The organism is Trebonia kvetii (assembly GCF_007827045.1).
GTDB lineage: Bacteria > Actinomycetota > Actinomycetes > Streptosporangiales > Streptosporangiaceae > Trebonia > Trebonia kvetii.
In genome coordinates this window covers 260,706-282,060 of record NZ_RPFW01000003.1, presented here as the reverse complement: position 1 = coordinate 282,060, position 21,355 = coordinate 260,706, and the positions used below count along the sequence as shown (strand labels likewise).

Annotated in this window: 19 protein-coding genes; 15 read left to right on the top strand and 4 right to left on the bottom strand. The window is 70.9% G+C overall.

The features are described 5' to 3' along the window. The first annotated feature begins 65 nt into the window (after positions 1-65). The 7 genes from EAS64_RS16105 to EAS64_RS16075 all read left to right on the top strand — a co-directional run bounded on the left by EAS64_RS16105 (position 66) and on the right by EAS64_RS16075 (position 9,810). Positions 66-1,532: an alkaline phosphatase family protein gene (locus EAS64_RS16105; RefSeq protein WP_145853824.1), complete on the top strand. Its 1,467-nt coding sequence runs from the start codon at positions 66-68 to the stop codon at positions 1,530-1,532. 312 nt (positions 1,533-1,844) lie between these two features. Then, the gene (locus tag EAS64_RS16100) at positions 1,845-4,145 is read left to right on the top strand and encodes a xanthine dehydrogenase family protein molybdopterin-binding subunit (protein WP_145853823.1); all 2,301 of its coding nucleotides are present in this window, start codon (positions 1,845-1,847) and stop codon (positions 4,143-4,145) included. A gap of 5 nt (positions 4,146-4,150) precedes the next feature. After that, positions 4,151-4,651, top strand: coding sequence for a (2Fe-2S)-binding protein (locus EAS64_RS16095; RefSeq protein WP_145853822.1), 501 nt, complete (start codon positions 4,151-4,153; stop codon positions 4,649-4,651). Further along, positions 4,648-5,478, top strand: coding sequence for an FAD binding domain-containing protein (locus tag EAS64_RS16090; protein WP_145853821.1), 831 nt, complete (start codon positions 4,648-4,650; stop codon positions 5,476-5,478). Before EAS64_RS16095 ends, EAS64_RS16090 begins: the two co-directional genes overlap by 4 nt. Positions 5,479-5,635: 157 nt before the next feature. Beyond that, positions 5,636-7,570, top strand: coding sequence for an MFS transporter (locus EAS64_RS16085; protein WP_145853820.1), 1,935 nt, complete (start codon positions 5,636-5,638; stop codon positions 7,568-7,570). Between the two features lie 132 nt (positions 7,571-7,702). Next, positions 7,703-8,587, top strand: coding sequence for a hypothetical protein (locus tag EAS64_RS16080; RefSeq protein ID WP_145853819.1), 885 nt, complete (start codon positions 7,703-7,705; stop codon positions 8,585-8,587). Next, positions 8,584-9,810 carry a tetratricopeptide repeat-containing protein gene (locus tag EAS64_RS16075; protein ID WP_145853818.1) on the top strand — a complete coding sequence of 409 codons (1,227 nt, stop codon included), beginning with the start codon at positions 8,584-8,586 and terminating at the stop codon, positions 9,808-9,810. Before EAS64_RS16080 ends, EAS64_RS16075 begins: the two co-directional genes overlap by 4 nt. Positions 9,811-9,889: 79 nt before the next feature. On the opposite strand, the gene EAS64_RS43605 is transcribed toward EAS64_RS16075, so the two are convergent. Together EAS64_RS43605 and EAS64_RS16065 are read right to left on the bottom strand one after the other, a co-directional pair. Beyond that, entirely contained in the window at positions 9,890-10,636 is a 747-nt protein-coding gene (locus EAS64_RS43605; protein WP_187365955.1) for a zinc ribbon domain-containing protein, read from the bottom strand. A gap of 212 nt (positions 10,637-10,848) precedes the next feature. Beyond that, a complete protein-coding gene (locus tag EAS64_RS16065; RefSeq protein ID WP_222849356.1) occupies positions 10,849-12,216 on the bottom strand; it encodes a GDSL-type esterase/lipase family protein in 1,368 nt (455 codons plus the stop codon). 268 nt (positions 12,217-12,484) lie between these two features. On the opposite strand from EAS64_RS16065, the gene EAS64_RS44795 reads away from it, so the two are divergent. The 4 genes from EAS64_RS44795 (at position 12,485) to EAS64_RS16050 (ending at position 16,105) form a co-directional block, all read left to right on the top strand. After that, the gene (locus tag EAS64_RS44795) at positions 12,485-12,775 is read left to right on the top strand and encodes a TauD/TfdA dioxygenase family protein (protein WP_222849355.1); all 291 of its coding nucleotides are present in this window, start codon (positions 12,485-12,487) and stop codon (positions 12,773-12,775) included. Then, positions 12,763-12,975, top strand: coding sequence for a TauD/TfdA dioxygenase family protein (locus EAS64_RS44790; RefSeq protein WP_222849354.1), 213 nt, complete (start codon positions 12,763-12,765; stop codon positions 12,973-12,975). Before EAS64_RS44795 ends, EAS64_RS44790 begins: the two co-directional genes overlap by 13 nt. 103 nt (positions 12,976-13,078) lie before the next feature. Beyond that, the gene (locus tag EAS64_RS16055) at positions 13,079-14,296 is read left to right on the top strand and encodes an RNA-guided endonuclease InsQ/TnpB family protein (protein WP_145853816.1); all 1,218 of its coding nucleotides are present in this window, start codon (positions 13,079-13,081) and stop codon (positions 14,294-14,296) included. A 150-nt stretch (positions 14,297-14,446) separates the two neighbouring features. Beyond that, positions 14,447-16,105, top strand: coding sequence for a sensor histidine kinase (locus EAS64_RS16050; protein ID WP_145853815.1), 1,659 nt, complete (start codon positions 14,447-14,449; stop codon positions 16,103-16,105). On the opposite strand, the gene EAS64_RS16045 is transcribed toward EAS64_RS16050, so the two are convergent. Then, the gene (locus EAS64_RS16045; protein WP_246115713.1) at positions 16,038-16,748 is read right to left on the bottom strand and encodes a response regulator; all 711 of its coding nucleotides are present in this window, start codon (positions 16,746-16,748) and stop codon (positions 16,038-16,040) included. The genes EAS64_RS16050 and EAS64_RS16045 overlap by 68 nt on opposite strands. A 216-nt stretch (positions 16,749-16,964) precedes the next feature. Between EAS64_RS16045 and EAS64_RS16040 the strand changes: the two genes are divergently transcribed. The 4 genes from EAS64_RS16040 (at position 16,965) to EAS64_RS16025 (ending at position 20,945) form a co-directional block, all read left to right on the top strand. Further along, positions 16,965-18,335 carry a glucose-6-phosphate dehydrogenase gene (locus tag EAS64_RS16040; protein ID WP_145853813.1) on the top strand — a complete coding sequence of 457 codons (1,371 nt, stop codon included), beginning with the start codon at positions 16,965-16,967 and terminating at the stop codon, positions 18,333-18,335. 56 nt (positions 18,336-18,391) lie between these two features. After that, positions 18,392-19,522, top strand: coding sequence for an amidase (locus EAS64_RS16035; RefSeq protein WP_145853812.1), 1,131 nt, complete (start codon positions 18,392-18,394; stop codon positions 19,520-19,522). A gap of 101 nt (positions 19,523-19,623) precedes the next feature. Beyond that, complete coding sequence (locus tag EAS64_RS16030) at positions 19,624-20,358, top strand: ClpP family protease (protein ID WP_145853811.1); 735 nt, start codon at positions 19,624-19,626, stop codon at positions 20,356-20,358. Continuing rightward, a complete protein-coding gene (locus EAS64_RS16025; RefSeq protein ID WP_145853810.1) occupies positions 20,355-20,945 on the top strand; it encodes a ClpP family protease in 591 nt (196 codons plus the stop codon). The genes EAS64_RS16030 and EAS64_RS16025 overlap by 4 nt, the downstream gene beginning before the upstream one ends. An 8-nt stretch (positions 20,946-20,953) precedes the next feature. Here the strand turns inward: EAS64_RS16025 and EAS64_RS16020 are convergent, their stop codons facing one another. Continuing rightward, positions 20,954-21,340 (bottom strand): helix-turn-helix domain-containing protein, encoded by a 387-nt coding sequence (locus EAS64_RS16020; RefSeq protein WP_145853809.1) that lies wholly within the window; start codon positions 21,338-21,340, stop codon positions 20,954-20,956. Positions 21,341-21,355: the final 15 nt, after the last annotated feature.

Genomic DNA, 21,355 nt, shown 5'->3' with positions numbered 1-21,355 from the left:
CAATGATCTTTTGTCGCTGAACCGGGAGAAATCGATTGTTTCGCCCGAGCAGCGAAGGGAGCTTCATGAACCGCAAGGCACGGGCACGCCGGGCAGCGGCGACGATCGTGGTGGCGGGCGCAGCCGCCGTGGGTCTCGCCGTCGTCCCCTCGCTCGCCGCGTCGGCATCCGAAGGGCACGGGAACGCCGGTTCCCTGCCGCCCGCGGGCGCGATCAAGCACGTCATCGTCATCGACCTGGAGAACGAGGACGAGTCGGCCACGTTCGGCCCGAACTCGCCTGCCACCTACCTGAACGGCACGCTGCTGCCCGCGGGCGAATTCGTCAAGAACTACTACGCGGTCGGGCACGTCAGCCTTGACAACTACATCGCCCAGGTCTCCGGGCAGGCGCCGAACCTGCTGACGAGCAGCGACTGCACGGGCGGCGCCGGCGGGGCCTACACCGACGTAACGCCCGGCACCCTCGACCCGAACCAGGCCGCTTACCCCGGCCAAGTCGACGGCCGGGGCTGCGTGTTTCCGAGGTCCGTGCAGACGATCGGCAACCAGCTCGACGCGGCGTACCCGTGGACGATTGGCTCCGACTGGCGGGAGTACGCCGGGGACATGGGCAATGACCCGGCCAGGGACGGAGGCGTCACCGACCCGGCCGGCGGCACCGACTGCGCCCACCCCGTCCAGGTGAACGGCACCGCGGCCGACGACACCAACAACGCGGAAGGCCCGAACGCGACCGGCACACAGGTCAAGTCGACGGTCACCGACCAGTACGCCAACCGGCACAACCCGTTCATCTACTTCCACGCGGTGACCGACTACTCCTTGCTGTGCGACCACGATGTGGTGCCGCTCGGCACCGCGACCACCGCCACCAGCGGCACCGTCTCGTACGCCGGCCATCTCGCCGACGACCTTAAGCACCAGTGGAGCACGCCCAAGTTCGCGTTCATCACGCCGAACCTGTGCGACGACGGCCACGACGCAACCTGCGCAGGCCTGAACGCCGCGGGCACCACCGCAGGCGGCCTCGTCGGCGCCGACGACTGGCTGAAGACCTGGATGCCGCTGATCCTCAACTCCCCGGCCTACCGCAGCGGCAGCACTCTCGTCATGCTCACCTTCGACGAGGGTGCCGTCACCGACGTTGCTGCGGCTGACAACGAGCAGCCAGGGCCGAACAGCGCCAACCCCGGCTACTCGCCGCTACTCAACGCGCCGATCGCCGCCTACGGCGGTCTCACCTACTACGACCTGCTCGGCTTCAAGGGCCTCACTCCGAACACCGAGCCCGCGACCGGCACCATGCCAGGCGGCGGCCAGATCGGCGCGGTCCTGTTCAACGCGCGCTGGATCAAGGCCGGCTCGGTATACAGCGCCGGCTCGTACAACCACTACTCGGCGCTGCGCACGTTCGAGGACCTGCTCGGCGTCACCCGCGGCGGCGCGGACAACCGCGGCCACCTCGGCTTCGCGGCCACCGCGACCGACTTCGGCCGGGACGTATTCAACGTCCTCTCGGTGCGGAACTAGCCTTCCCCGTCATGGCCGTTGGTTCCCGCGGGAACCAACGGCCATGCGCTTTCAGGGTCAACGCCGCTGGACTCGCCGAGTACCACGCACCCGCGCAAGGTTCGGGCTGATGACAAAAGCCCTGGTAGTCGCACTGTGACTACCAGGGCTTGTGCCGGACCACAAAAACGGAGCTTCCCTCCGTTCGGGATAACCTGTGGTTGTCCCCTCCGGTTTGACCTGGCCGGCCGCGAACGAGTTGGATCGGCATGGAGGATCATCCGCAGCCAGGTCGCGAGCCTGCAACGAGCCTGCAAGAGGAGTTAAGACGGCGTGAGCATTCTCGGTACCCGGGTCCTGCGGACCGAAGATCCCGGCTTCCTGTCCACGGGAGCCATCTACACCGAAGACGTGCAGGACGAACGGCTGGCGGGCGCGTGCTACGTGCACTTCGTCCGCTCGACCGTCGCGCACGCGAAGATCAACAGCATCGACACGAGCGCGGCGAAGGAGGCCGAGGGTGTCGTCGCCGTCTACACGGCAGCCGACCTCGCGGCGGACGGGATGAAGCCGCTCAAGCCGGCGGTGCCGAACATGAACCAGGCCATGATCCAGACGCTGCTCGCCAGCGACACGGTCCGGTTTGTGGGCGAGCCGGTCGCCGCGGTGGTCACCGAGGAGATGTACCAGGGCGAAGACGCGATCGAGCTGGTCGACGTCGACTACGACTTCCTGCCCGCGGTGGTCGACATGAACGACGCGCTGTCCGGGGTGAAGGGGCTGCTGTTCCCGGAGGCAGGGACGAACGTGGTCTGCACGTTCGGCGACGCATCCGCGGCCGACCCGCATCTTTTCGACGGCTGCGAGGTGGTGAAGAGCGAGGTCGTGCAGAACCGCCGGGTCGCCCCGGCCCCGATGGAGTCCCGGTCCGCCGCCGCCGCGTGGGGCGAGGACGGCCGGCTGACCGCGTGGATACCGAACCAGGGCGCGCAGGGCACCAAGGGTGCCCTGGTGGGGGCGCTCGGCGTCACGCCCGACGTGGTGCGCATCATCACGCCCGACGTGGGCGGCGGGTTCGGCGCGAAGTTCGGCGTCGACGCCGAGCAGGTCGTCACCTGCTGGATCGCCAAGCAGCTCGGCCGTCCGGCGCGCTGGTCGGAGACGCGGATGGAGAACCTGGTCGGGATGACCCACGGCCGGGCGCAGCAGCACAAGATCACCATCGGCGGCATGAAGGACGGCACCGTGCTCGCCTACCGGCTGGAGATCCTCCAGGACGGCGGCGCGTACCCGAAGTTCGGCCCGTTCCTGCCGTCACTGACGATCCTGATGGCGCCAGGCCCGTACCGCATTCCCCGGGCTGAGGCATGGGCCACCTCGGTGGCGACGAACACCACGCCGGTCGGCGCCTACCGCGGCGCGGGCCGCCCGGAGGCCGCCGCCGCGATCGACCGGGCAATGGACCTGTTCGCCGACGCCGCGGGCGTCGACCCGGCCGAGGTGCGGCGCAAGAACCTGCTGCCCAAGTTCACCGAGCCGCACAAGACCGCCTTCGGGGCCGTCTACGACTCGGGCGACTACGTCACCGCGCTGGAGAAGGCCTTGGCCGCGGCGGACTATCCGGGACTGCTCGCCGAGCAGGCCAGGCGCCGCGACAGCGGCGACACGGTGCAGCTCGGCATCGGCCTCTCCTCCTACGTGGAGATCACCGGGCCGGGCGGCGAGGCCGGCGGCCCGAACGAGAACGGCACCGTCGAGGTGCACCCAGACGGGACCGCCACCGTGCTGACCGGCACCTCCCCGCACGGACAGGGGCACCAGACGGTCTGGGCGATGATCGTCAGCGAGGAACTCGGCATTCCGATCGACAAGGTCACCGTCAAATGGGGCGACACCGACCTGATCCCCAAGGGCGGCGGCACCGGCGGCTCCCGCTCGCTGCAGCTCGGCGGAGCGGCCGTACAACAGGCCTCGCGCGAATTGCTTGACGTGGCCCGCGACCGGGCCGCGGAACTGCTCGAGGCCGCGCCCGGCGACCTTGATTTCGACGTGTCCTCTTCGTCGTTCCACGTCAAGGGCGACCCGGACATCTCGGTGCCGCTGTCATCGCTAGCCGGCACCGAGCGGCTGTTCGTCCGCAGCGTGTTCACCTCGCCGGGGCCGACGTTCCCGTTCGGCACCCACGTGGCGGTCGTCGAGGTCGACACCGAGACAGGCAAGGTCTGGTTCTGCCGGATCGTGACCGTCGACGACGCGGGCACGGTGATCAACCCGCTGCTCGCCGAGGGGCAGCGGCACGGCGGCATCGCGCAGGGCGCGGCGCAGGCGTTCCTCGAGGAGGTCGTCTACGACGAGGACGGCAACCCGCTGACCGCGACCTTCGCCGATTACCCGTTCCTCTCGGCGACCGAGGTGCCGAGCTACGAGCTGGTCGACATGGAAACCCCGACGTCCTACAACCCGCTGGGCGCCAAGGGCATCGGCGAGGCCGGCTCCATCGGATCGACCCCCGCGGTGCAGAACGCGGTCATCGACGCGGTATCGCACCTTGGCGTCACGCACATCGACATGCCCACGTCCCCGCAGCGGGTCTGGCGGGCGATCAACGCCGCTCGCGGCTCGAAGGAGGCCTGATCGTCATGGAGATCAAGCTCACGGTCAACGGGACAACCCGCAGCGACGAGGTCCAGCCTCGGCTGCTGCTCGTCCATTATCTCCGCGAAACCCTCGGCCTCCGGGCGGCGAACGTCGGCTGCGACACCACCTCCTGCGGCGCCTGCACGGTGCTGCTCGACGGGGAATCTGTCAAGTCCTGCACGGTCCTCGCCGTGCAAGCCAACGGCCGCTCGGTGACCACCGCCGAGGGACTTGTCGCCGAGGACGGCACAATGAGCGCCGTACAGCAGGCGTTCCGTGAGAACCACGGCTTGCAGTGCGGCTTCTGCACGCCCGGCATGGTGATGGCGGCGACCAGCCTGCTCGCGGAGAACCCGCACCCGACCGAGCAGCAGGTCCGTGAGGGCCTCGAGGGCAACTTCTGCCGCTGCACCGGCTATCACAACATCGTCCGCTCGGTGCTCGCCGCCGCGGACAAGCTGTCCGGCTCTTCCGAGGTGCCTGGTTCTGAGGTGACAGCATGATCCCCGCGTCCTTCGACTACGAGGTCGCAGACTCCGCCGCGCACGCGCTCGCGCTGCTCGCGGAGCACGGCGAAGACGCCAAGCTGCTGGCGGGCGGGCACTCGCTGCTGCCGATGATGAAGGTGCGCCTGGCCCAGCCCGCGGTGCTCATCGACATCGCCCGCATCACTGAGCTTTCCGGCATCACCATTGACGGCGACGAAGTGGTCATCGGGGCCACCACCAGGCACGCCGACGTGGCCTCATCCGAGTTGCTCAAGGCCGAGGCGCCGATTCTGGCCTACGCGGCCGAGCAGGTCGGCGACCCGCAGATCCGCCACCGTGGCACGATCGGCGGGTCGCTCGCGCACGCCGACCCGTCGGCCGACCTGCCGATGACCCTGCTCGCGCTCGGCGGCACGATCGAGATCACCGGCCCCGCCGGGACCCGCACCGTCGCCGCCGACGACTTCTTCACCGGCCCGTTCGAGTCGGTGCTCGGGCCCGACGAACTGCTCACCGCCGTCCGGGTGCCGCGCGGCGGCCCCAACAGCCCAGGCGGCACCGTGCCGTGGGGCTACCAGAAGTTCGTCAGGCGGGCCAACGACTGGGCCATCGTCGGCGCCGCCGCCTACGGCGGCCGGGTCGCGCTGGCTTCCATGGGCGGCACGCCGCTGCGCGCGCTCGCCACCGAAGAGGCGCTGAAGGCCGGCGCGTCCGCCGCGGAGGCGGCGCAGCTCGCGGCCGAGGGCACCTCGCCCGGCTACGACTTCCACGCCGACGTCGACTACCGCGAGCACCTCGCCCGCGTCCTGGTACGGCGCGCCCTGGAGGGCCTGGCCGGCTGAACCCGCACGATCGCCGGATGGCTCCGCGCACCCGAGGGGTGCGGAGCCATCCGTTTTCGTACCGCGGGACCGCCGGCGGACCCGGTGCACCCGCGCGAGGTAAGCTCGCTGGGCGTGTCTCAGGAGTTTCGCAGGGTTTAACGGGGACAGGTGAGCGGTGCGGCAGGAACGTATCAAACTGGAGCCGCCCATCGTCCGGTTGCTGGCGCTGACCTGCGCGATCGTCGCGGTGGACACCGTCTTCTTCTCGGCGCTCACCCCGCTGCTTCCGCATTACGCGGCGGCCGCCGGGCTGTCCAAGGCGGGCGCGGGGATCTTGATCGCGGCCTACCCGGCGGGCACCCTCCTCGGGTCCCTGCCAAGCGGCGCGCTCGTCGCGAGGTTCGGCGACAGGACCGTGGCGGTGGCCGGGCTGGCGCTGATGGGCGTGTCGACGCTCGCCTTCGGCTGGACTACCTCAGCCGGACTGCTCATCGCGGCGCGTCTGGTGCAGGGCATCGGCGGCGCCTGCACCTGGACGGCCTCGCTGTCCTGGCTGGCCACGGCCGCTCCCGAGTCACGGCGCGGCGAGCTGCTCGGCACCGCGATCGGCGCCGCGGTGGTCGGCGCGCTGTTTGGTCCCGTGGTCGGTGCCGTCGCCAACTTCACGGGGACCGGTGCCGCCTTCTCCGCCGCCTCGGTCCTCGACGTGGCGCTGATCGCCGTAGCGTTCACCGTGCCGTCGCCGCGCCCGCAGGCGCCGCAGTCGCTGCGCGCCGCGCTGCCCGCGCTGCGCGACCGCGAGGTCGTCATGGGCTGCTGGCTGATGGCGCTCGCTGGGATCGCCTTCGGCATGGCCGACGTGCTCGCGCCGCTGCGCCTGTCCAGGCTCGGCGCGTCAGGAACGGTGATCGCCGTCACGTTCCTGTGCGCCGCGCTCGCGGAAGCCGGGGTGTCGCCGCTCGCCGGGCGGCTGTCCGACCGCATCGGCGTGGCACGTCCGCTCGGGGTGGCGCTTGTCGTGGGGGCCGCGGTCGCCCTCCTGCTCCCGCTGCCGACGGCGGTGCCGGTGCTGATTGGCCTGCTCATCGCCGGGCTGCCGTTCTACGGCGCGCTCTACGCCCCGGCGTCCGCCCTCGTCGCGGACGGCGCGCAGCGCCTCGGCCTCAACCAGGGCATCGCCTTCGCCGTCGCCAACCTCGCCTGGGCGGCAGGCCAGTCCGTCTCCTCGTCAGCCAGCGGCGCGCTGGCCCAGGCCACGTCGGACCTGGTGCCGTACGCGCTGCTCGCGGCCTGCTGCCTCGGGACGGTCACGACGCTGCGCGCCATCGCCCGCCCGCGCGCCGCGGTGACTGAGCCGCACTCCTTACCGGCCCGCGCGCAGGCAGCCGCCAGCGACGCGCAGGCAGCCCCTCCTGATCTCCTCCGCCATCGGATGCGCCGCCCCGCCCGGCGCCGCGAGAAAGCTGACCACCGCGTGCATGACCGAGGTGGCGTTGCCGAACGCGCACGGGCCGCCCGTGGTCTCCTCACCGCCCGACAATTCCAGCCAGAGGCGCAGATCGCCCGCCGCGCCGTCGAGGTCGCGCAGGCCGAGCGCGCCGAACACGGCAAGCCCGAGCATCGGGCCGGGACTCCACCGCGAATCCTCCGCCCGGCGCCGGTCCGCGTAGTCGTGCATCACCTGCCGCGCCTGCGCCGCGGCAAGGTCATCGCGGCGCACCACGGCGTCCTTGACCCGCCAGGCGACGAGCCGGTCCCGCGCGGCCCCCGCCTCGCGCGCCGGTCCGCCCCTGGCGAGCCAGGTCAGTTCCGCGCCCAGGGCTTCGTGAGCCCACGGCTCGTCGAACTCCGGGTCAGCGGGACCGCCGCAGCGACCGCAACGCCGCCGCAGGCGCCCGACGGGTGCACCGCAGTCGCGGCTGGCGCAGCGCCGGCCGCGAATGGTTGCCTCGGGCGGCGGCCGGTATCCGTAGGAGGTCAGCAGCCGCGGCCGCCGACGCCACTGTGCCATCGCCCCACCTGCCTTCCGGCAGCCGACCTGAAGGTTCCCGCCGTGCAATTGCAGCGTAAGCCGAATCCGCACGGGTGCGGCCAGAATTCCACTCGGTGAGGGCAAAGCCGAGAATCCGGCTCAGGCACCGGCGATTGTCCGGGGATGTCCGGACATTGCCCTGACATTGGGGTTTTCCCCGCCGCGCCCGGATACTGACTCACAACAGGGCACGGCATCCAGGGGTGGGGCATGCCATCAACAAGGCAAGAACTAGAGGCGACACGGACGGCACGCTGGTACCGGCACGCGAGCGGTGCGCGGCGCGCCGGAGCGTGGTCCGAGCGGGTCAGGGACTATGCCGCACTGCGGTCGATTCTGGACGGTCACGCGGCAGGCGGAACGGCGGCGAGCGCCGCGGAGCGGAAAGCGAGGCGGCGCGAGCAGCCGCCCCTGCAACTGCCCGGGCTGCTGAAGCTGGTGGCGGAGCACGGGCACTATGCGGGGGCCGAGCCGGTGTACCGGCGGTACCGGCACAGCCAGCAGGGCCAGCAGATCCTCCGTCTGGCCGGGCCAGATCCCGCCGTCCGGCCGACCGCCGCCTTCCTCGGCGAGGCACGGGTGGTGACGTTCTGGCCCTACCGGGAGGGCGTCATCGAGGTCGCCGACGCCTTCGATATGTCGCGGGCCGAATGGGCGGCCGCCTACCTGCGGGCGCTCGCCGCCTGGGCGGCTGAGGACAGGCCGCTCGCCGCCTACCGCCCGGCGGGGCCGCCGGCCTGCGTGCTCGAGGACATGACCGCGATCGCCGGCGGCTGCACCCGGTGGGCCGGCTCCCCCGCCACCGCCGGGCACGGCGAACGGCTCTCCGTCCTTGCCGATGAAGTGGTGCAGTCCGTGCTGAACGACGTGAGCATCACGCCGCTCGGGGCGCTCAACACCGTCAGGCATGAGGTGCGGTCGCTGCTCAGCCCGCCCTCCGAGCCAGTCGCCGATGTGCTCCGGTCGGCCGCCGAATTGTCCGACCGGATCCTGCACCCGGGAGACGGCGACGTCGTCATCACCCAAGAACAGGCCAGGCGGCTGCGCTCGATGATCGGCGGCCTGTCCGCGCTCCTTGAGGAGGTAAGCGGGTGACACCGGAATCCGCATTCGCCGCCGAGGAACAGGCAAGGACCGCCGCCGCCCGGCTGCGCGGCGCCACCGAGGCACTGAACGTCCTTGGCCGCCGCTCCCCCGCCGACCAGCAGCGTGCCAGCCTGTTCGCGGCCGGCCTGCTACGGGACGCGATAACAGAAGCCGACCTGCGGGAGACTGGCCTGCCCGTGCCGCTCCCCGCGGTGCAGCAGCGCCAGCCAGGGCAACAGGGCCAGCCCGGGCAACAGCGCCAGCCAGGGCAGCAGAGCGCATCGCCGCCGGGCCAGGCGGACGGCTCCCGGCTCCCCGCGGGTCACCCCGCCGTGCTGCTGCTCGCCCGCGCCGCGATGGTGCTGCACTCGGCCGGGCTGCGGATCTGCGAGCGGCCCTGGCACTGGGACCGCCTCGCGCGGTTCTTCGACGCGCGCCTGCCCGCGTCCGACCCGCACCGGTTCCGGCTGCACGAACGTGCCCTGATGTCCCGGGTAGACGCGGGCGACACCTCGCCCGAGGTCATCACGGCACTGCGGAACGCGGTCGAATTCCACCGCGCCGCGCACGGCGAGGACGCCTATCTCACGTCCATCGCCACGACCAACCTCGCACTGGCCTTCGGGCAGCGCCGCGGCGACGGAGACCAGGCCGCCTCGACGGCGCTTGCCGAGCAGGCGGTACGGGTCCGTGCGGCCAGCTACGGACCCGAGCACCCGCTGACCCTTGAGGCGCGTTCGCTGGTCGCCCTGTGCCGTCTGCTGCAGGCGGAAGGAAGCCGGGAAGAGGAGCGCCACGGCATCGCCGGCCGGGTGCTGGCCGAGGTAACCGCGATCCGCGCCGCGCGGATGCGGCTGTTCGGCAGTACCGCGCCAGACACCGCGCGCAGCCGCAAGCACGAGGCGCTCGCGCTGCTGCTGCTCGGCGAGCCGGAGCGGGCGGGACAGGCACTCGAGCTCACGCTGGCGATGGAGGCCGCGTTTGGCGTCGCCGACCGCGCGGCGGCGGTCGCCGATACGCGGCTACTGCTCGCCGCGGTGAGCCGCGCGCTCGGCGACACGGACAGGGCGCTCGAGCATGCCCGGGAGGCGAACCGGATCTACGGCCAGCAGAACCCGCGGGGACATGGCGCGCGCCGGGCCCGGCACCTCGTCGAGCGGCTCACCGCGGGCCGGGTCACCGCCGTGGTCGGTGCGGAAATGCCGCGCACCCGTTCCGGGGCCTTGTCTTAAGGCCGTACGGAACGGGTGCGTGCTTCGCGCCCGGCGACCACTGGCCAGCGAGTGCGGCGCGGCGGTCGGCGGACACCGCTCAGACGCGGGCCGCGTTGCGGCTGTCGAGGAAGGACTTGACCAGCGGGTAGATGACCGGGGCGGCCGCCACGATCGACGCGATCAGGGCGAGGAAGGCGCCGAAACCCCAGCCGGTGGAGAAGCCATCGAGGCCGTCAGCGGACGGCATGGCGAGGAACCCGATCAGGATCAGCAGGAACTGCAGGCCGGTTGCCGCGATCAGCAGCGTCTCGTGCGAGAACGGCAGGCGGAACGGCAGCTGGTCCCAGGCGGCACGCGCCACCAGGTAGGCGATCAGGGCCAGCGCAAGCAGGAACTCGAGCCAGAGCCAGCCGTGGTCTCCGGTGCCGCTAATGGACGAGCTCGCCGTGTGCCCGAGCAGCGTGTAGGACGCGGTGAACCAGGGCAGCCAGAGGGAGATCATGGTGACGAACGTGGCGCCCGCGACGATCCTGTCGGTCGTGCTGAGCCTGCTCAGGTCAAAGTTGACCGGCGGCAGGCTCGAGCGCTGGGTAAAGCCGCCAGAAGTGCCCGGCTGGTACTGGCCAGGCGGGAATCCTGTCGGCGGCTGGTCGCCTGCCGGGGGATAGCCGGCCGGGCCGCCGGCCGGCGGGTAGCCGGCGGGGCCCCCGTATCCGCCCGGGCCGCCCGGGCCGCCCGGGCCGCCTGGGTCCGCGGGTGCGCTCGCGGTGGCGAGTTGTGTTCCGCACCTACTGCAGAAGGAGGCGTCTGGCCCGTTCTGCGTCTGACACTGTGGACAGTTCATTTGCGTTTTACCTCCGCAATGCTTTTCATCGAAGCTTTGTCTGGGGTCACGACTGGTCGCGCTATCCGGTTCAAATAGGCGGGAGTGAATGCGCTTTTGCGCGTGGCACGCCCAGATGCTTCCTCATAATGACATCAGCGCGACCGCGCCGTACCCGCATTCGCGCGGGGGTTTTCACCGGGCCATCGGCCGCGATGGCCGATCGTTTCCGATTAGCCGAGTGCGGGGGTAGTGGTCGGCGAGGGCGACGGCGACGGCAGCATCACCGGCGGCGGGGAAAGCAGCGGGAACGCCTGCTGGTCGGCGAGGGCGATGGCAAGCTCGCCCGCCGCGTTCGGGTGCAGCGGCGCCTGGTCGGACGGGCCCTGCACCCACGGGACCGCAGTGCACAGTTCGTGCCCGGTGAACCGCGGCGCGGCGACACCGAAGCCGAATAGGCCCGCGCCCTGCGCGAGCACCTTGTTGAGCTGGCCGAGCCTGGACAGCAGCACCTTCACCTTCGCGGGCGTCATCCCGTACTGCTGCAGGCAGCCGACGTCCGCACCGAACGGCGAGTAGTACTCGTTGACAAGCACCGCCGGATGGGACGGCAGTCCCTCCAGGTCGCTGAGCAGCTGGTAGTAGTTCCTGGTGAAGGTGTCGAGCAGCTGGTTGAAGAAGGCGGACGAGATCTTGTCGTCGCAGACGGCCGACGCCGCGCACAGCTTGGTCATCACCGACCAGGACAGGTCATCGGCGCCCACGCTGACCACGATCAGCTTCGCGTTGGTCGCCGCGGCGGCCTGCGGCAGCTGCGGCGGCGCGACCTCGCCGTTGTAAAGCACCTCGGGGCCGAGCAGGCCGTTCTCGATCGTCGCGCTGCCGCAGGCCAGGTTCAGCACGTTCCACTGGTTGGCCGCTGCGAGGTCCGTCGCGTACGACTCGGGCGAGCGGCCGCAGGCCTGCTCCTCGGCGGTCGGGTTCTGCCCCCAGGGCAGCCCCCAGCCGGCCGCGGTCGAGTCGCCGATCACGACGGCCTGGACGCCCGGCTGCGCCGCGCCGACCGGTGACGTCTCGGCGAGCGGGTCGACGCCGACGAGATCGTCGACGGTCTTGACGCTGCGCAGCACCTTGGGCGTGCCGGAGGCGGTTAGCGCGATCCCGCCCACGTTCACCGCGACAACCACGACGACCCCGGCCGTGAGCAGCCGCCAGATGGCCGGCTTCCTGCGCACGGCGGCCACGGCGATGAGCGGCACCGCCGCGAAGCCGACGGCGATCAGCGTCTCCCACAGGAAGTAGTGCTCCCAGCCGGCCGCCAGCTGCTGGCTGAGCGTCAGCTCGACCTTGGCGGGGCCGTCCGCGCGCAGCATCTGGACAACCTGGGGGTCGATCGTGATGTGCTCGAGCGACAGCCTGGGCCTGATGGGCCCCGGGAAGTCCGGCTTGGTGGCCATGACCTCGCCGAACAAGTCCAGCTCACCGGGACCCCGCAGGCTGGCGTTCGGCAGCGTCGCGCCGACCTGGGCGATCTGCCCCGCGGCCGATACGGTCTGCAGCGGGGCGACGCGCAGCGCCAGCCAGATGGCGCCCGCAGTCACGACGACGATGGTCACCGCGTAGAAGGCCGCCGTGCGAGACCAGCTAAGGAGCCGCGAAGCCCGGGGGCGGTGCAGTTGCCACGTAGTTCGAGTTCGTTGCGGAAGCTGTGAAATTGTTAATCTCCTCCTGAGCGGGTCAGGGCTGATTCTACGTACCCCGCAGGCCGGCGGGCCATGCACCCGATTTGTGCCCGACTAACCGTTCTCCTGGTGAGGCGCTGTGCCGCGAGCCGATGCCCGGCTCCGCACGGCGGCCGATGATGGCGTCATGGCGACGGCGACATTGCCCGAGGTGCACAGGACCGGCGGGCTGATCGGTGCGGAACTGCGCGGTCTCGACTTGACCAGGGACTACCCAGACGAGACGTACCAGGCGGTGCTGCGGGCGTGGGCGGAATACGGTGTCATCTTCCTCAGGGACCAGCACCTGAACGCCGGGCAGCGGGACGCCTTCGCCTCCCGGCTCGGCGATATCCGGGTGCGGCAGGAACTGCGCAAGGAACCGGAGCAGGTCAAGGCCATCGGCGAGGGCTGGCACAACGGTGCGTGCTTTACGTGAACCCGGAGTTCACCACGCGGTTCGAGGGCTGGACGAGACGGGAGTCACTGCCGCTGCTTCGGCACCTGTTCGACACCGGGACGCGGCCCGAGTTCACCACCAGGCTACGCTGGGCGCCCGGCTCAATCGCGATGTGGGACAACAGGCAGACCTGGCATTTCGCGGTCAACGACTATCAGGGCCAGCGGCGCGTCATCTGATGGGCGGCGTGGAGACCCCGGCCTTCAGGCCGGGGAGGAAACGCCGCTCCCCCCTCTCGCGCGTCGGCTCATCCATGACGGTTCCTTCCGGTAGAATTCAAACATGTGTACGGCCTACAAATGCCGGGCCTACCCAGATCCCGAACAAGCGAGCGTGCTGAACCGCACCTTCGGCTGCGTCCGCGTCGTGTGGAACCGCACCCTGGCCTGGCGCCAAGACCGCTACCGCACCGAGCAGGCCAGCACGAGCTACGCCCAGGCCAGCGCCTGCCTGACCGCCTTGAAGGCCACCCAGGAGCTCGGCTGGCTCAACGAAGTCTCTAGCGTCCCGCTGCAGCAGGCGATCCGCCACCAGCAGGCCGCGTTCACCAGCTTCTTCGCCGGCCGCGCCCGCTGCCCCCGGTACAAGTCCCGCAGCGGACGGCAGGCCGCCGAGTACACCCGCTCGGGGTTCCGCTACCGCGACGGGCAGCTGCTCCTCGCCAAGATGAGCACGCCGCTGGCGTTCGCCTGGTCGTGGCCGGATGTTGACCCGGCGTCGCTCGACCCGAGCACGGTGACGGTCTCCCGGGACCCGTGCGGGCGCTGGTACGTGTCCCTCGCGGTCGAGGTGCCCGCGCCCGCGCCGCTTCCCGCCGCCGGTGCCGTTGTCGGTGTGGACCTGGGCATCAAGGACTTCGCCGTCACCTCCGACGGACACAGGATCGCGAACCCGCGCCGCCTGGCTCGGCGGGAACGCAGCCTCGCCCGTTACCAGCGGCGTCTGGCCCGCTGCCAGCAGGGGTCGGCGAACCGGGCCAAGGCCAGGGCCAAGGTGGCCCGGGCGCACCGCAAGGTCCGCGCGTCGCGGTCCGATTTCCTGCACCGCACCTCCGCCCGGCTGGTCCGCGATCATGACGTCATCGTGATCGAGGACCTGGCCGTGAAAAACATGGTCCGCAACCACTCGCTCGCCAAGGCGATCTCGGACTGCGGCTGGGCCACCTTCCGCCGCATGCTCGAGTACAAGGCTGTTAGGGGCGGGCGGCGGCTGATCGTGATCGACCGCTGGTACCCGAGTTCGAAGACCTGCTCCGCGTGCGGGCACCTCCTCCCAGAACTCCCGCTCAGCACCCGGACGTGGCAGTGCCCGTCCTGCGGCACCCGGCACGACCGGGACGTCAACGCCGCCAAGAACATCCTGGCGGCAGGTCTTGCCGTTACTGCCTGCGGAGCCGATGTCAGACACCCCGGGTCCTCCTGGGTGCGATCGGCAATGAAACAGGAACCCCGGCCCGTGAGGACCGGAATCCCCGTCCTTCAGCTTCAGGACGGGGAGTAGTCAAGCACCGCATCCTGCTCGCGGGGGGGCAGCAAACCGGTTCCCGCGCCTGTCTCCACCGGAGCCGCCGCGGAAACGCCGTAACTGCCGGCCGGCGGGACATTACCGGCAATCACCCGCCAATCCTTGAGCCGACGTTAAGATCGGCGCGTGACGTGGCGAGTCGGCAGCGGGCTTGCGCCCAGGGAGGCACCAGTCCTCCGGTCGTCCGCGCTGCGCCTTCTCGCCGGGAACCTCTTGGTCGGGCTCGGCTACTACGGTCTGGCCAAGCTCGGCAGCGTGGTGGTGCTGACCGGGGCGGTTCAGGTGGCCTGGCTGCCGCTAGGCTACGCGGCGGCCGTGCTCTACCTCGGGGACCTGCGCTGGTTCGCCGGCGCCGCCATCGCGGACCTGCTGCTCGGCACCGGGATCTACCATTTCAACTACCACGTCACCGTGATGACGTTCGAGACGCTCGGCAACATCGTCGAGTTCACTCTTGCCGCGTTCCTGATGCGCCGCCTGCTCGGCCGGGGCGCCCGGCTTGACCGGCCGTACGAGGTGGCCGCGATGGCGCTGGCGCTGACGGCGGGGGTAACCGTCTCCGCCACGGTCGGCGCCGTCGCCACCTGGATGGGTCACCAGGTGACGGCATCAGGCATGTGGACGATCTGGCACACCTGGTGGCTCGGCGACATGTCCGGCGGGCTGCTCGTGGCCCCGCTGCTGCTTGTCTGGGGCCAGCGCCTGACGCCAGGAACCGGCCCGACGCTCAGCCGGTCCGTGGTCGGCCAGGCGGCCGGCGTGCTGGCGCTGGTCATCGCGCTGTCCATCGTGGCGTTCAGCATGAGCTACCCGCTGCCCTACATCGTCTTTCCTCCGCTGATCGTCGCCGCCACCTACTTTGGCCTGCGCGGCGCCACGCTGGCCCTGGCCTGCGCGCTCGCGGTGGCCATCGGGATGACCGCGCTGCGGACGGTGCCCTTCGCGCAGCAGTCCATCACCAGCGAGGTGCTCTCTACCCAGCTTTACATCTTCACCGCGACGCTCACCATGCTCAGCATCGGCGCGGCGGTCAGCGCCCGCAAGCGGGCCGCCGTGGAACTCGCGCAGACACAGCAGCGGGCCGCCGAGCGGGCCGAGCAGGAACGCCACCGCATCGCCCGCGACCTGCACGACTCGGTCTCCCAGACGCTGTTCTCGCTCGGGCTGCACGCAGGGATCGCCAAGCACGAGGCGGGCCGGACGGAACTGTCCTCGGGCAGCGCGCTGCCCGAGGCGATCGCCGAGATGGCCGCGCTCGCCCAGGCCGCGCTCCTCGAGATGCGCGCCTCGATCTTCGACCTGCGCGGCGGCGCCATCGCCGAGCAGGGCCTGGTGACCGCGCTCGCCGCGCACGGCGCGGCGCTCACCGTCCGGCATGACGTGCGGGTGACGGTGACCGGACCAGATGACCGGCTGCCGCTGTTGCCGCGCACCGAGGAACTGCTTTACCGCATCGGCCAGGAGGCGATCACCAACGCGGTCAAGCATTCGGGGAGCGAGGCGGTGATCGCTCAGGTGTCGGCCGATGGCGGCATGGTCACCCTCATCGTCTGCGACCAGGGCGGCGGCTTCGACCCCGACAGCTCCTACGCCGGCCATCTCGGGCTCGGCCTGATGCGCTCCCGCGCCGCGGAGACGGGCGGCACCGTCGAGGTGACAAGCGCGCCGGGCAGCGGCACGACGGTCCGGGCCACCGTGCCCGCCGACCCGATGCCTGCTAACGGTCTGGCCGGGCTGCCAGGCCCTCGCGGACGGCTAGCAGCGCCGCCTGGGTCCGTGACGTGAGACCGAGCTTGCGCAGGATGTTGCTGACGTGCGTGCGGGCGGTCCGCTCGCTGATCGTTAGGTGACGGGCGATCTCCTTATTGGCCCTGCCCTCGGCGATGAGCCTGAGGATCTCGGTCTCCCGCGGCGACAGGTCGGCGAACGGATCGCCCGACGAGCCGCCAGGCGCGGACAGCGAGACCATCAGGCGGCGCGCGACGGCGGCGTCCAGGTGCACCTCGCCACGGTGCGCGGCGCGGATCGCGACGGCGAGTTCCTCGGGCGCGGCGTCCTTGATGAGATAGCCGGACGCGCCTGCCTGGAGCGCCGACTCCACGCGGGACTGATCGATGAGCGAGGTGATCGCGACCACCTCGATGCTCGGCAGGTCGGCGCGGAGCTGACGGGTCGCGGTCACGCCGTCCACCGGCTCCATCGCCAAGTCCATCAGCACCACGTCGGGCGCGTCGCCCGCGGCGGCCATCGTGCGGAGCATGGCAAGCGCCTGCCTGCCGTTCGCCGCCTCACCCACGACCGTGATGTCCGGGAAGATGGACAGGTAGGAACGGATACCGCGACGCACTACCCCGTGGTCATCCACGACGAAAACCCTGATCGGCGCGTCCGGTTCCGCGCCCTGACCGTCCTGCAGGTCGCTGCGCACAAGCGCGATCATAAGCCGCCAGACCCGGCTAAGGCCCGGGACCGGGACGGATGACGTAGGCGGCTACGACAAACGGGATGGGGCACGGGAGACCAGCACCTCGGCGACAGGTGCCTGGCTCCGGTGCGGCGGCCAGCCGGCGCCGTCAAGAGTTAACCTGCCGTAGGCGGTCGGCTGCTGTCGGCAGCGGGTACCCGGCTGGCAGGATGGGTCACTATGGGTGCTGGCCAAGTCGACGCGCTGGTGATCTTCGGTGCGACAGGGGATCTCGCAAAGATCGAGACGTTTCCCGCGCTGGTGGGCCTGGTCGAGCGCGGGGTGCTCGACGTGCCGGTCCTCGGCATCGCCAAGAGCGGCTGGGGTCTCGCGCAGTTCAAGGACTACGCCGCCGCCGCGCTGAAGCTGAACGGCATGGACCCGGGCACGCCAGCCGCGGCCAGGATGCTCGACCTGCTCAGGTACGTGGACGGCGACCTCGGCGAGCACGCCACCTACCAGGCGATCGCGGCAGAGCTCGGCGACGCGAAGCGGATCCTGCACTACCTCCAGGTGCCGCCGTTCCTGTTCGGGCGGATCGCCGAGGGTATCTCCGGCGCCGGGCTCGCCGCGCAGTCGCGCGTCATGGCGGAAAAGCCCTTCGGCAGCGGCCTCGCGTCGGCGAAGGCGCTTAACGAGACGATCCACAAGTACTTCCCCGAGGAGTCCATCTACCGGGTGGACCACTGGCTCGGGTTCGACCCGGTCGAGTCGCTGATGTTCGCCAGGTTCGCGAACTCGATCATCGAGCCGCTGCTCAACAGGAACTACGTGCAGTCCATCCAGATCACCATGGCCGAGGCGTTCGACGTCGCCGACCGGGGCAGCTTCTACGACAGGACAGGCGCGGTCAAGGACGTGGTGCAGAACCACATGCTGCAGGTCCTTGCCACCGTGCTCGCCGACCCGCCGGACGGTTCCGGGCTCGACTCCTGGATCGCCTCGAAGTCAAAGCTGATAAGCGCGCTGCGCCCGCTGGCGCCCGCCGACGTGATCAAGGGGCAGTACGAGGGATACCTGCAGGTGCCCGGGGTGTCGCCGGGCTCGCGGACGGAGACGTACGCGGCGGTGCGGCTCAGCGCGGATACCTGGCGCTGGGCCGGGGTGCCGATCGTGATCCGGGCGGGCAAGTGCCTGCCGGTCACCGCGACCGAGGTGTTTCTCGACTTCAAGCCGGCACCGCACGACGTGTTCGGGCTGGGCGACGTGATCACCTCGAACGCGCTGCGGTTCCGCATCTACCCGGAAAGCCACGCGGTGCTGACCCTGGTCGGGAAGAAGCCGGGCGCGGGCTGGGAACCCGAGGTGCAGGACCTCACCTTCATCCAGCACCCGGGCGCGGACATGCGCGCCTACGACCGGCTGATCGGCGCGGCCCTGAACGGCGAGCGCTGGCTGTTCGCGCAGCAGGACACGGTGGAGGCGGCCTGGCGGGTCGTCGACTCCATCGTCGGCGAGGTCGGCCCGCTGCTCCCCTACGCGCGCGGCTCGTGGGGCCCGGACTCCTCGTCGCTGCTGCCGGCTGCCGAGGCATGGCACGATCCCGCGTGAAATGGAAGACCGGAATCGCACCTTGTGCGTAGAAATGAGCGGCATAGGCTAACGGAGTGGCCACCTGGATTGTCCGTGACAGCACTCCCGGCACCGGACCACGGGTCGCGGTGAAGGACCTCATCGACATGGCCGGGCTGCCGACCACGGCTGGCTCGCGGGCCGTCGCCGACGACGCGCTACCCGCCGAGCGCGACGCGGCCTGCATCGCCGGGCTGCGCGCCGCGATCGCGGACGGCAGGGCGCGGTTCGTAGGCAAGGTCAACATGCACGAGCTTGCCTACGGGATCACCGGGATCAACGCGGCGTTCGGCACCCCGGTCAACCCGCTCGACCCGCTGCGGATGCCCGGCGGGTCGTCAAGCGGCTCGGGAACGGCGATCGCCTCGGGCGAGGCCGACATCGCGTACGGCAGCGACACCGGCGGGTCGATCCGCATCCCCGCCGCCTGCTGCGGAATCACCGGGCTCAAGACCACCTGGGGCAGGATCCCGCTCGACGGGGTCCGCCCTCTCGCGCCAGGGCTCGACACCGTGGGGCCGATGGCGCGCGACGTCGCTGGCGTCGCCGCGGGCATGGCGCTGCTCGAGCCGGGATTCACCGTGGCTGAGACCGCGCCGCGGACCGTCGGCGTGCTGGCGCTCGACGCCGACCCGGTGGTCACCGTCGCGATCGACGACGCGCTGCGCACCGCCGAGTTCGACGTGCGGACCGTGGTGGTTCCCGGTCTCGACGCGGTCATCGCCGCCGCGATCACCATCCTCGACGCGCAGGCGTGGGCGGCGAACAAGGATCTCGTCGCCGCCGCGGGTGAGCGGATCGGCTTCGATGTCATGGACCGGCTCGGACGGGCAAGCACTGTCACTCCCGCCCAGGTCGTCGCCGCCGAGGCGGTGATCGCAGGCTGGCGGGCCACGCTCGACGACCTGTGGCAGCGGGTGGACATGCTCGCGGCACCCACCCTGCTCGGCTACCCGCCGCTGCTCGAGGACTCGCACCTGCTGTTCAAGCTCCGCGCGCTCACCTCGCCGGTGAACGCGGCGGGAGTTCCCTCGCTGGCCCTGCCGATCCCGTCCGCCGGGCAGGAGGGTCCGATCCCGGCGAACGTACAGCTCATCGGCCCGCGGAACAGCGAAGAGCGGCTCCTCGCGGCCGGCGCGGTGCTCGAGGAGGCGGTTCGCGCCTGACCGTCGGCTCCGGCTGCGGGCTGGGCGCTCGCTGCTTGCGGCGGATCTGCCGACGGCAGCGGCGGGCCCTCTTTGCCGCGCTCGTCGCGCAGGCTGAAGTCATGGCTTCAGAATCCAAGACTCCGGTCTTCACCGAACAGCTCAGGCTCTCACTGCTGCCGCGCCGGGTGCTCGTACTCGACGGGGTGCTCGACGACGACAACGGCACGGTCCTCGCCACACACATGATCACGCTTGCCGAGGAGGACCCGAACAGCGACATCGCCCTGTGGATCAACTCACCTGGCGGCTCCGTGCCGTCGATGCTCGCCATCCGCGACGTCATGCGGCTCATCCCGTGCGACGTGTCAACGCTCGCGCTCGGCATCGCGTGCAGCGCCGGCCAGTTCCTGCTGTCGGCGGGCACCAGGGGCAAGCGGTACGCGCTGCCGCACTCGCGCATCCTCATGCACCAGGGTTCCGCGGGCATCGGCGGCTCCGCCGTCGAGGTCGAACTGCAGGCAGCTGACCTGCGGCAGACCAGGGATACGGTGCTCGGGCTGATCGCCGAGGACACCGGCCAGCCGATGGACCGGGTCTTCGAGGACTCGCGGCATGACCACTGGTACACCTCGGCCGAGGCGCGCGAGTACGGCTTCATCGACCAGATCGCCTCGACGTTCGCACAGCTGCTTCCGGCCGGGCGGCGCCCGTTCGGCCTGCGGCCGTACCGGGCGCCCGCGCCCGCGGGGACCGCGCCCGCCGACGGCGGGCCGCCTGCCACGGACGGGCCAGCCGGCGGCGGGCCCGCCGCCGACAGCGCCGGCCCGGCGCGCACCGCGGGCGGTGCGGCATGAGCGCCTACCCCATCCCCAACGTCGTCGCCGAGCACGCGCGCGGCGACCGGATCATGGACGTCTACTCGCACCTGCTTACCGAGCGGATCATCGTACTGGGCACGGTGATCGATCCCGGTGTCGCCAACACGCTCACCGCGCAGCTGATCTTCCTTGAGGGACAGAGCCCGGACCAGGAGATCAACCTGTACATCAACTGCGAGGGCGGCGACATCCCGTCCATGCTGGCCATCTACGACACCATGCGATACATCAAGGCGCCGGTGGTGACGACCTGCGTCGGCCAGGCGGTCGCCGCGGGCGCGGTGCTGCTCGCGGCGGGCGCCGTCGGCCGCCGGGCCATGCTGCCGCACGCCAGGGTCATCCTGCACCAGCCGGCGGTGAGCGGCCAGGGCACCATCCCCGACCTGATCCTCCAGGCCGACGAGCTTGTCCGGCTGCGGGCACAGCTCGAGACGGTGCTTTCCGAGCACACCGGCCAGACCGTGCAGACGCTGCGCGCCGACACCGACAGGGACCGCATCTTCACGGCGCAGGCGGCACTGGAGTACGGCCTGGTGGACCAGATTCTGACCGGCCGCGACTGACCGGCGGGTCAGGCCGCCATGGCGAGGGCGACCGGGCCAGCCGGGTACGCGGCCCGCGCGGCGCGCGTCAGCTGTGCGGTGCGCGCCGTCGCGACGGTGGCGAGCGCGACGATGCCGGCGTCGTGGCGGAGATCCGCCGCGGCGCCGGTCATCAGGTCTGCGACCGTGATGCCGAGCGCGCCGGCCAGCGCGGCGATCATCTCGCTCGACGGCTCCTTGCGGCCACGCTCGATCTCCGACAGGTACTGGGGCGAGATTCCGGCCCGTTCCGCTGTCTGTGCGAGCGTCTCCCAGCGTTCGGTGCGCAGCGCGCGCAGGCGGCGCCCAAGCACCTCCCGCCACAGCGGTTCCAGCGCGCGGTTGTCCAACGATGAGGTTGCTGCGGCCTCGCTCATGACCTCACTGTAGGT

Excerpts from the sequence above, each read along its gene's own strand:
- EAS64_RS16055 (WP_145853816.1), top strand. The coding sequence starts at position 13,079 with ATGTGTACGGCCTACAAATGCCGGGCCTACCCAGATCCCGAACAAGCG.
- EAS64_RS16090 (WP_145853821.1), top strand. The coding sequence starts at position 4,648 with ATGATCCCCGCGTCCTTCGACTACGAGGTCGCAGACTCCGCCGCGCAC.
- EAS64_RS44795 (WP_222849355.1), top strand. The coding sequence starts at position 12,485 with ATGGCGACGGCGACATTGCCCGAGGTGCACAGGACCGGCGGGCTGATC.
- EAS64_RS16030 (WP_145853811.1), top strand. The coding sequence starts at position 19,624 with ATGGCTTCAGAATCCAAGACTCCGGTCTTCACCGAACAGCTCAGGCTC.
- EAS64_RS16095 (WP_145853822.1), top strand. The coding sequence starts at position 4,151 with ATGGAGATCAAGCTCACGGTCAACGGGACAACCCGCAGCGACGAGGTC.
- EAS64_RS16040 (WP_145853813.1), top strand. The coding sequence starts at position 16,965 with ATGGGTGCTGGCCAAGTCGACGCGCTGGTGATCTTCGGTGCGACAGGG.
- EAS64_RS16105 (WP_145853824.1), top strand. The coding sequence starts at position 66 with ATGAACCGCAAGGCACGGGCACGCCGGGCAGCGGCGACGATCGTGGTG.
- EAS64_RS43605 (WP_187365955.1), bottom strand. The coding sequence starts at position 10,636 with ATGAACTGTCCACAGTGTCAGACGCAGAACGGGCCAGACGCCTCCTTC.
- EAS64_RS16080 (WP_145853819.1), top strand. The coding sequence starts at position 7,703 with ATGCCATCAACAAGGCAAGAACTAGAGGCGACACGGACGGCACGCTGG.
- EAS64_RS16025 (WP_145853810.1), top strand. The coding sequence starts at position 20,355 with ATGAGCGCCTACCCCATCCCCAACGTCGTCGCCGAGCACGCGCGCGGC.
- EAS64_RS16020 (WP_145853809.1), bottom strand. The coding sequence starts at position 21,340 with ATGAGCGAGGCCGCAGCAACCTCATCGTTGGACAACCGCGCGCTGGAA.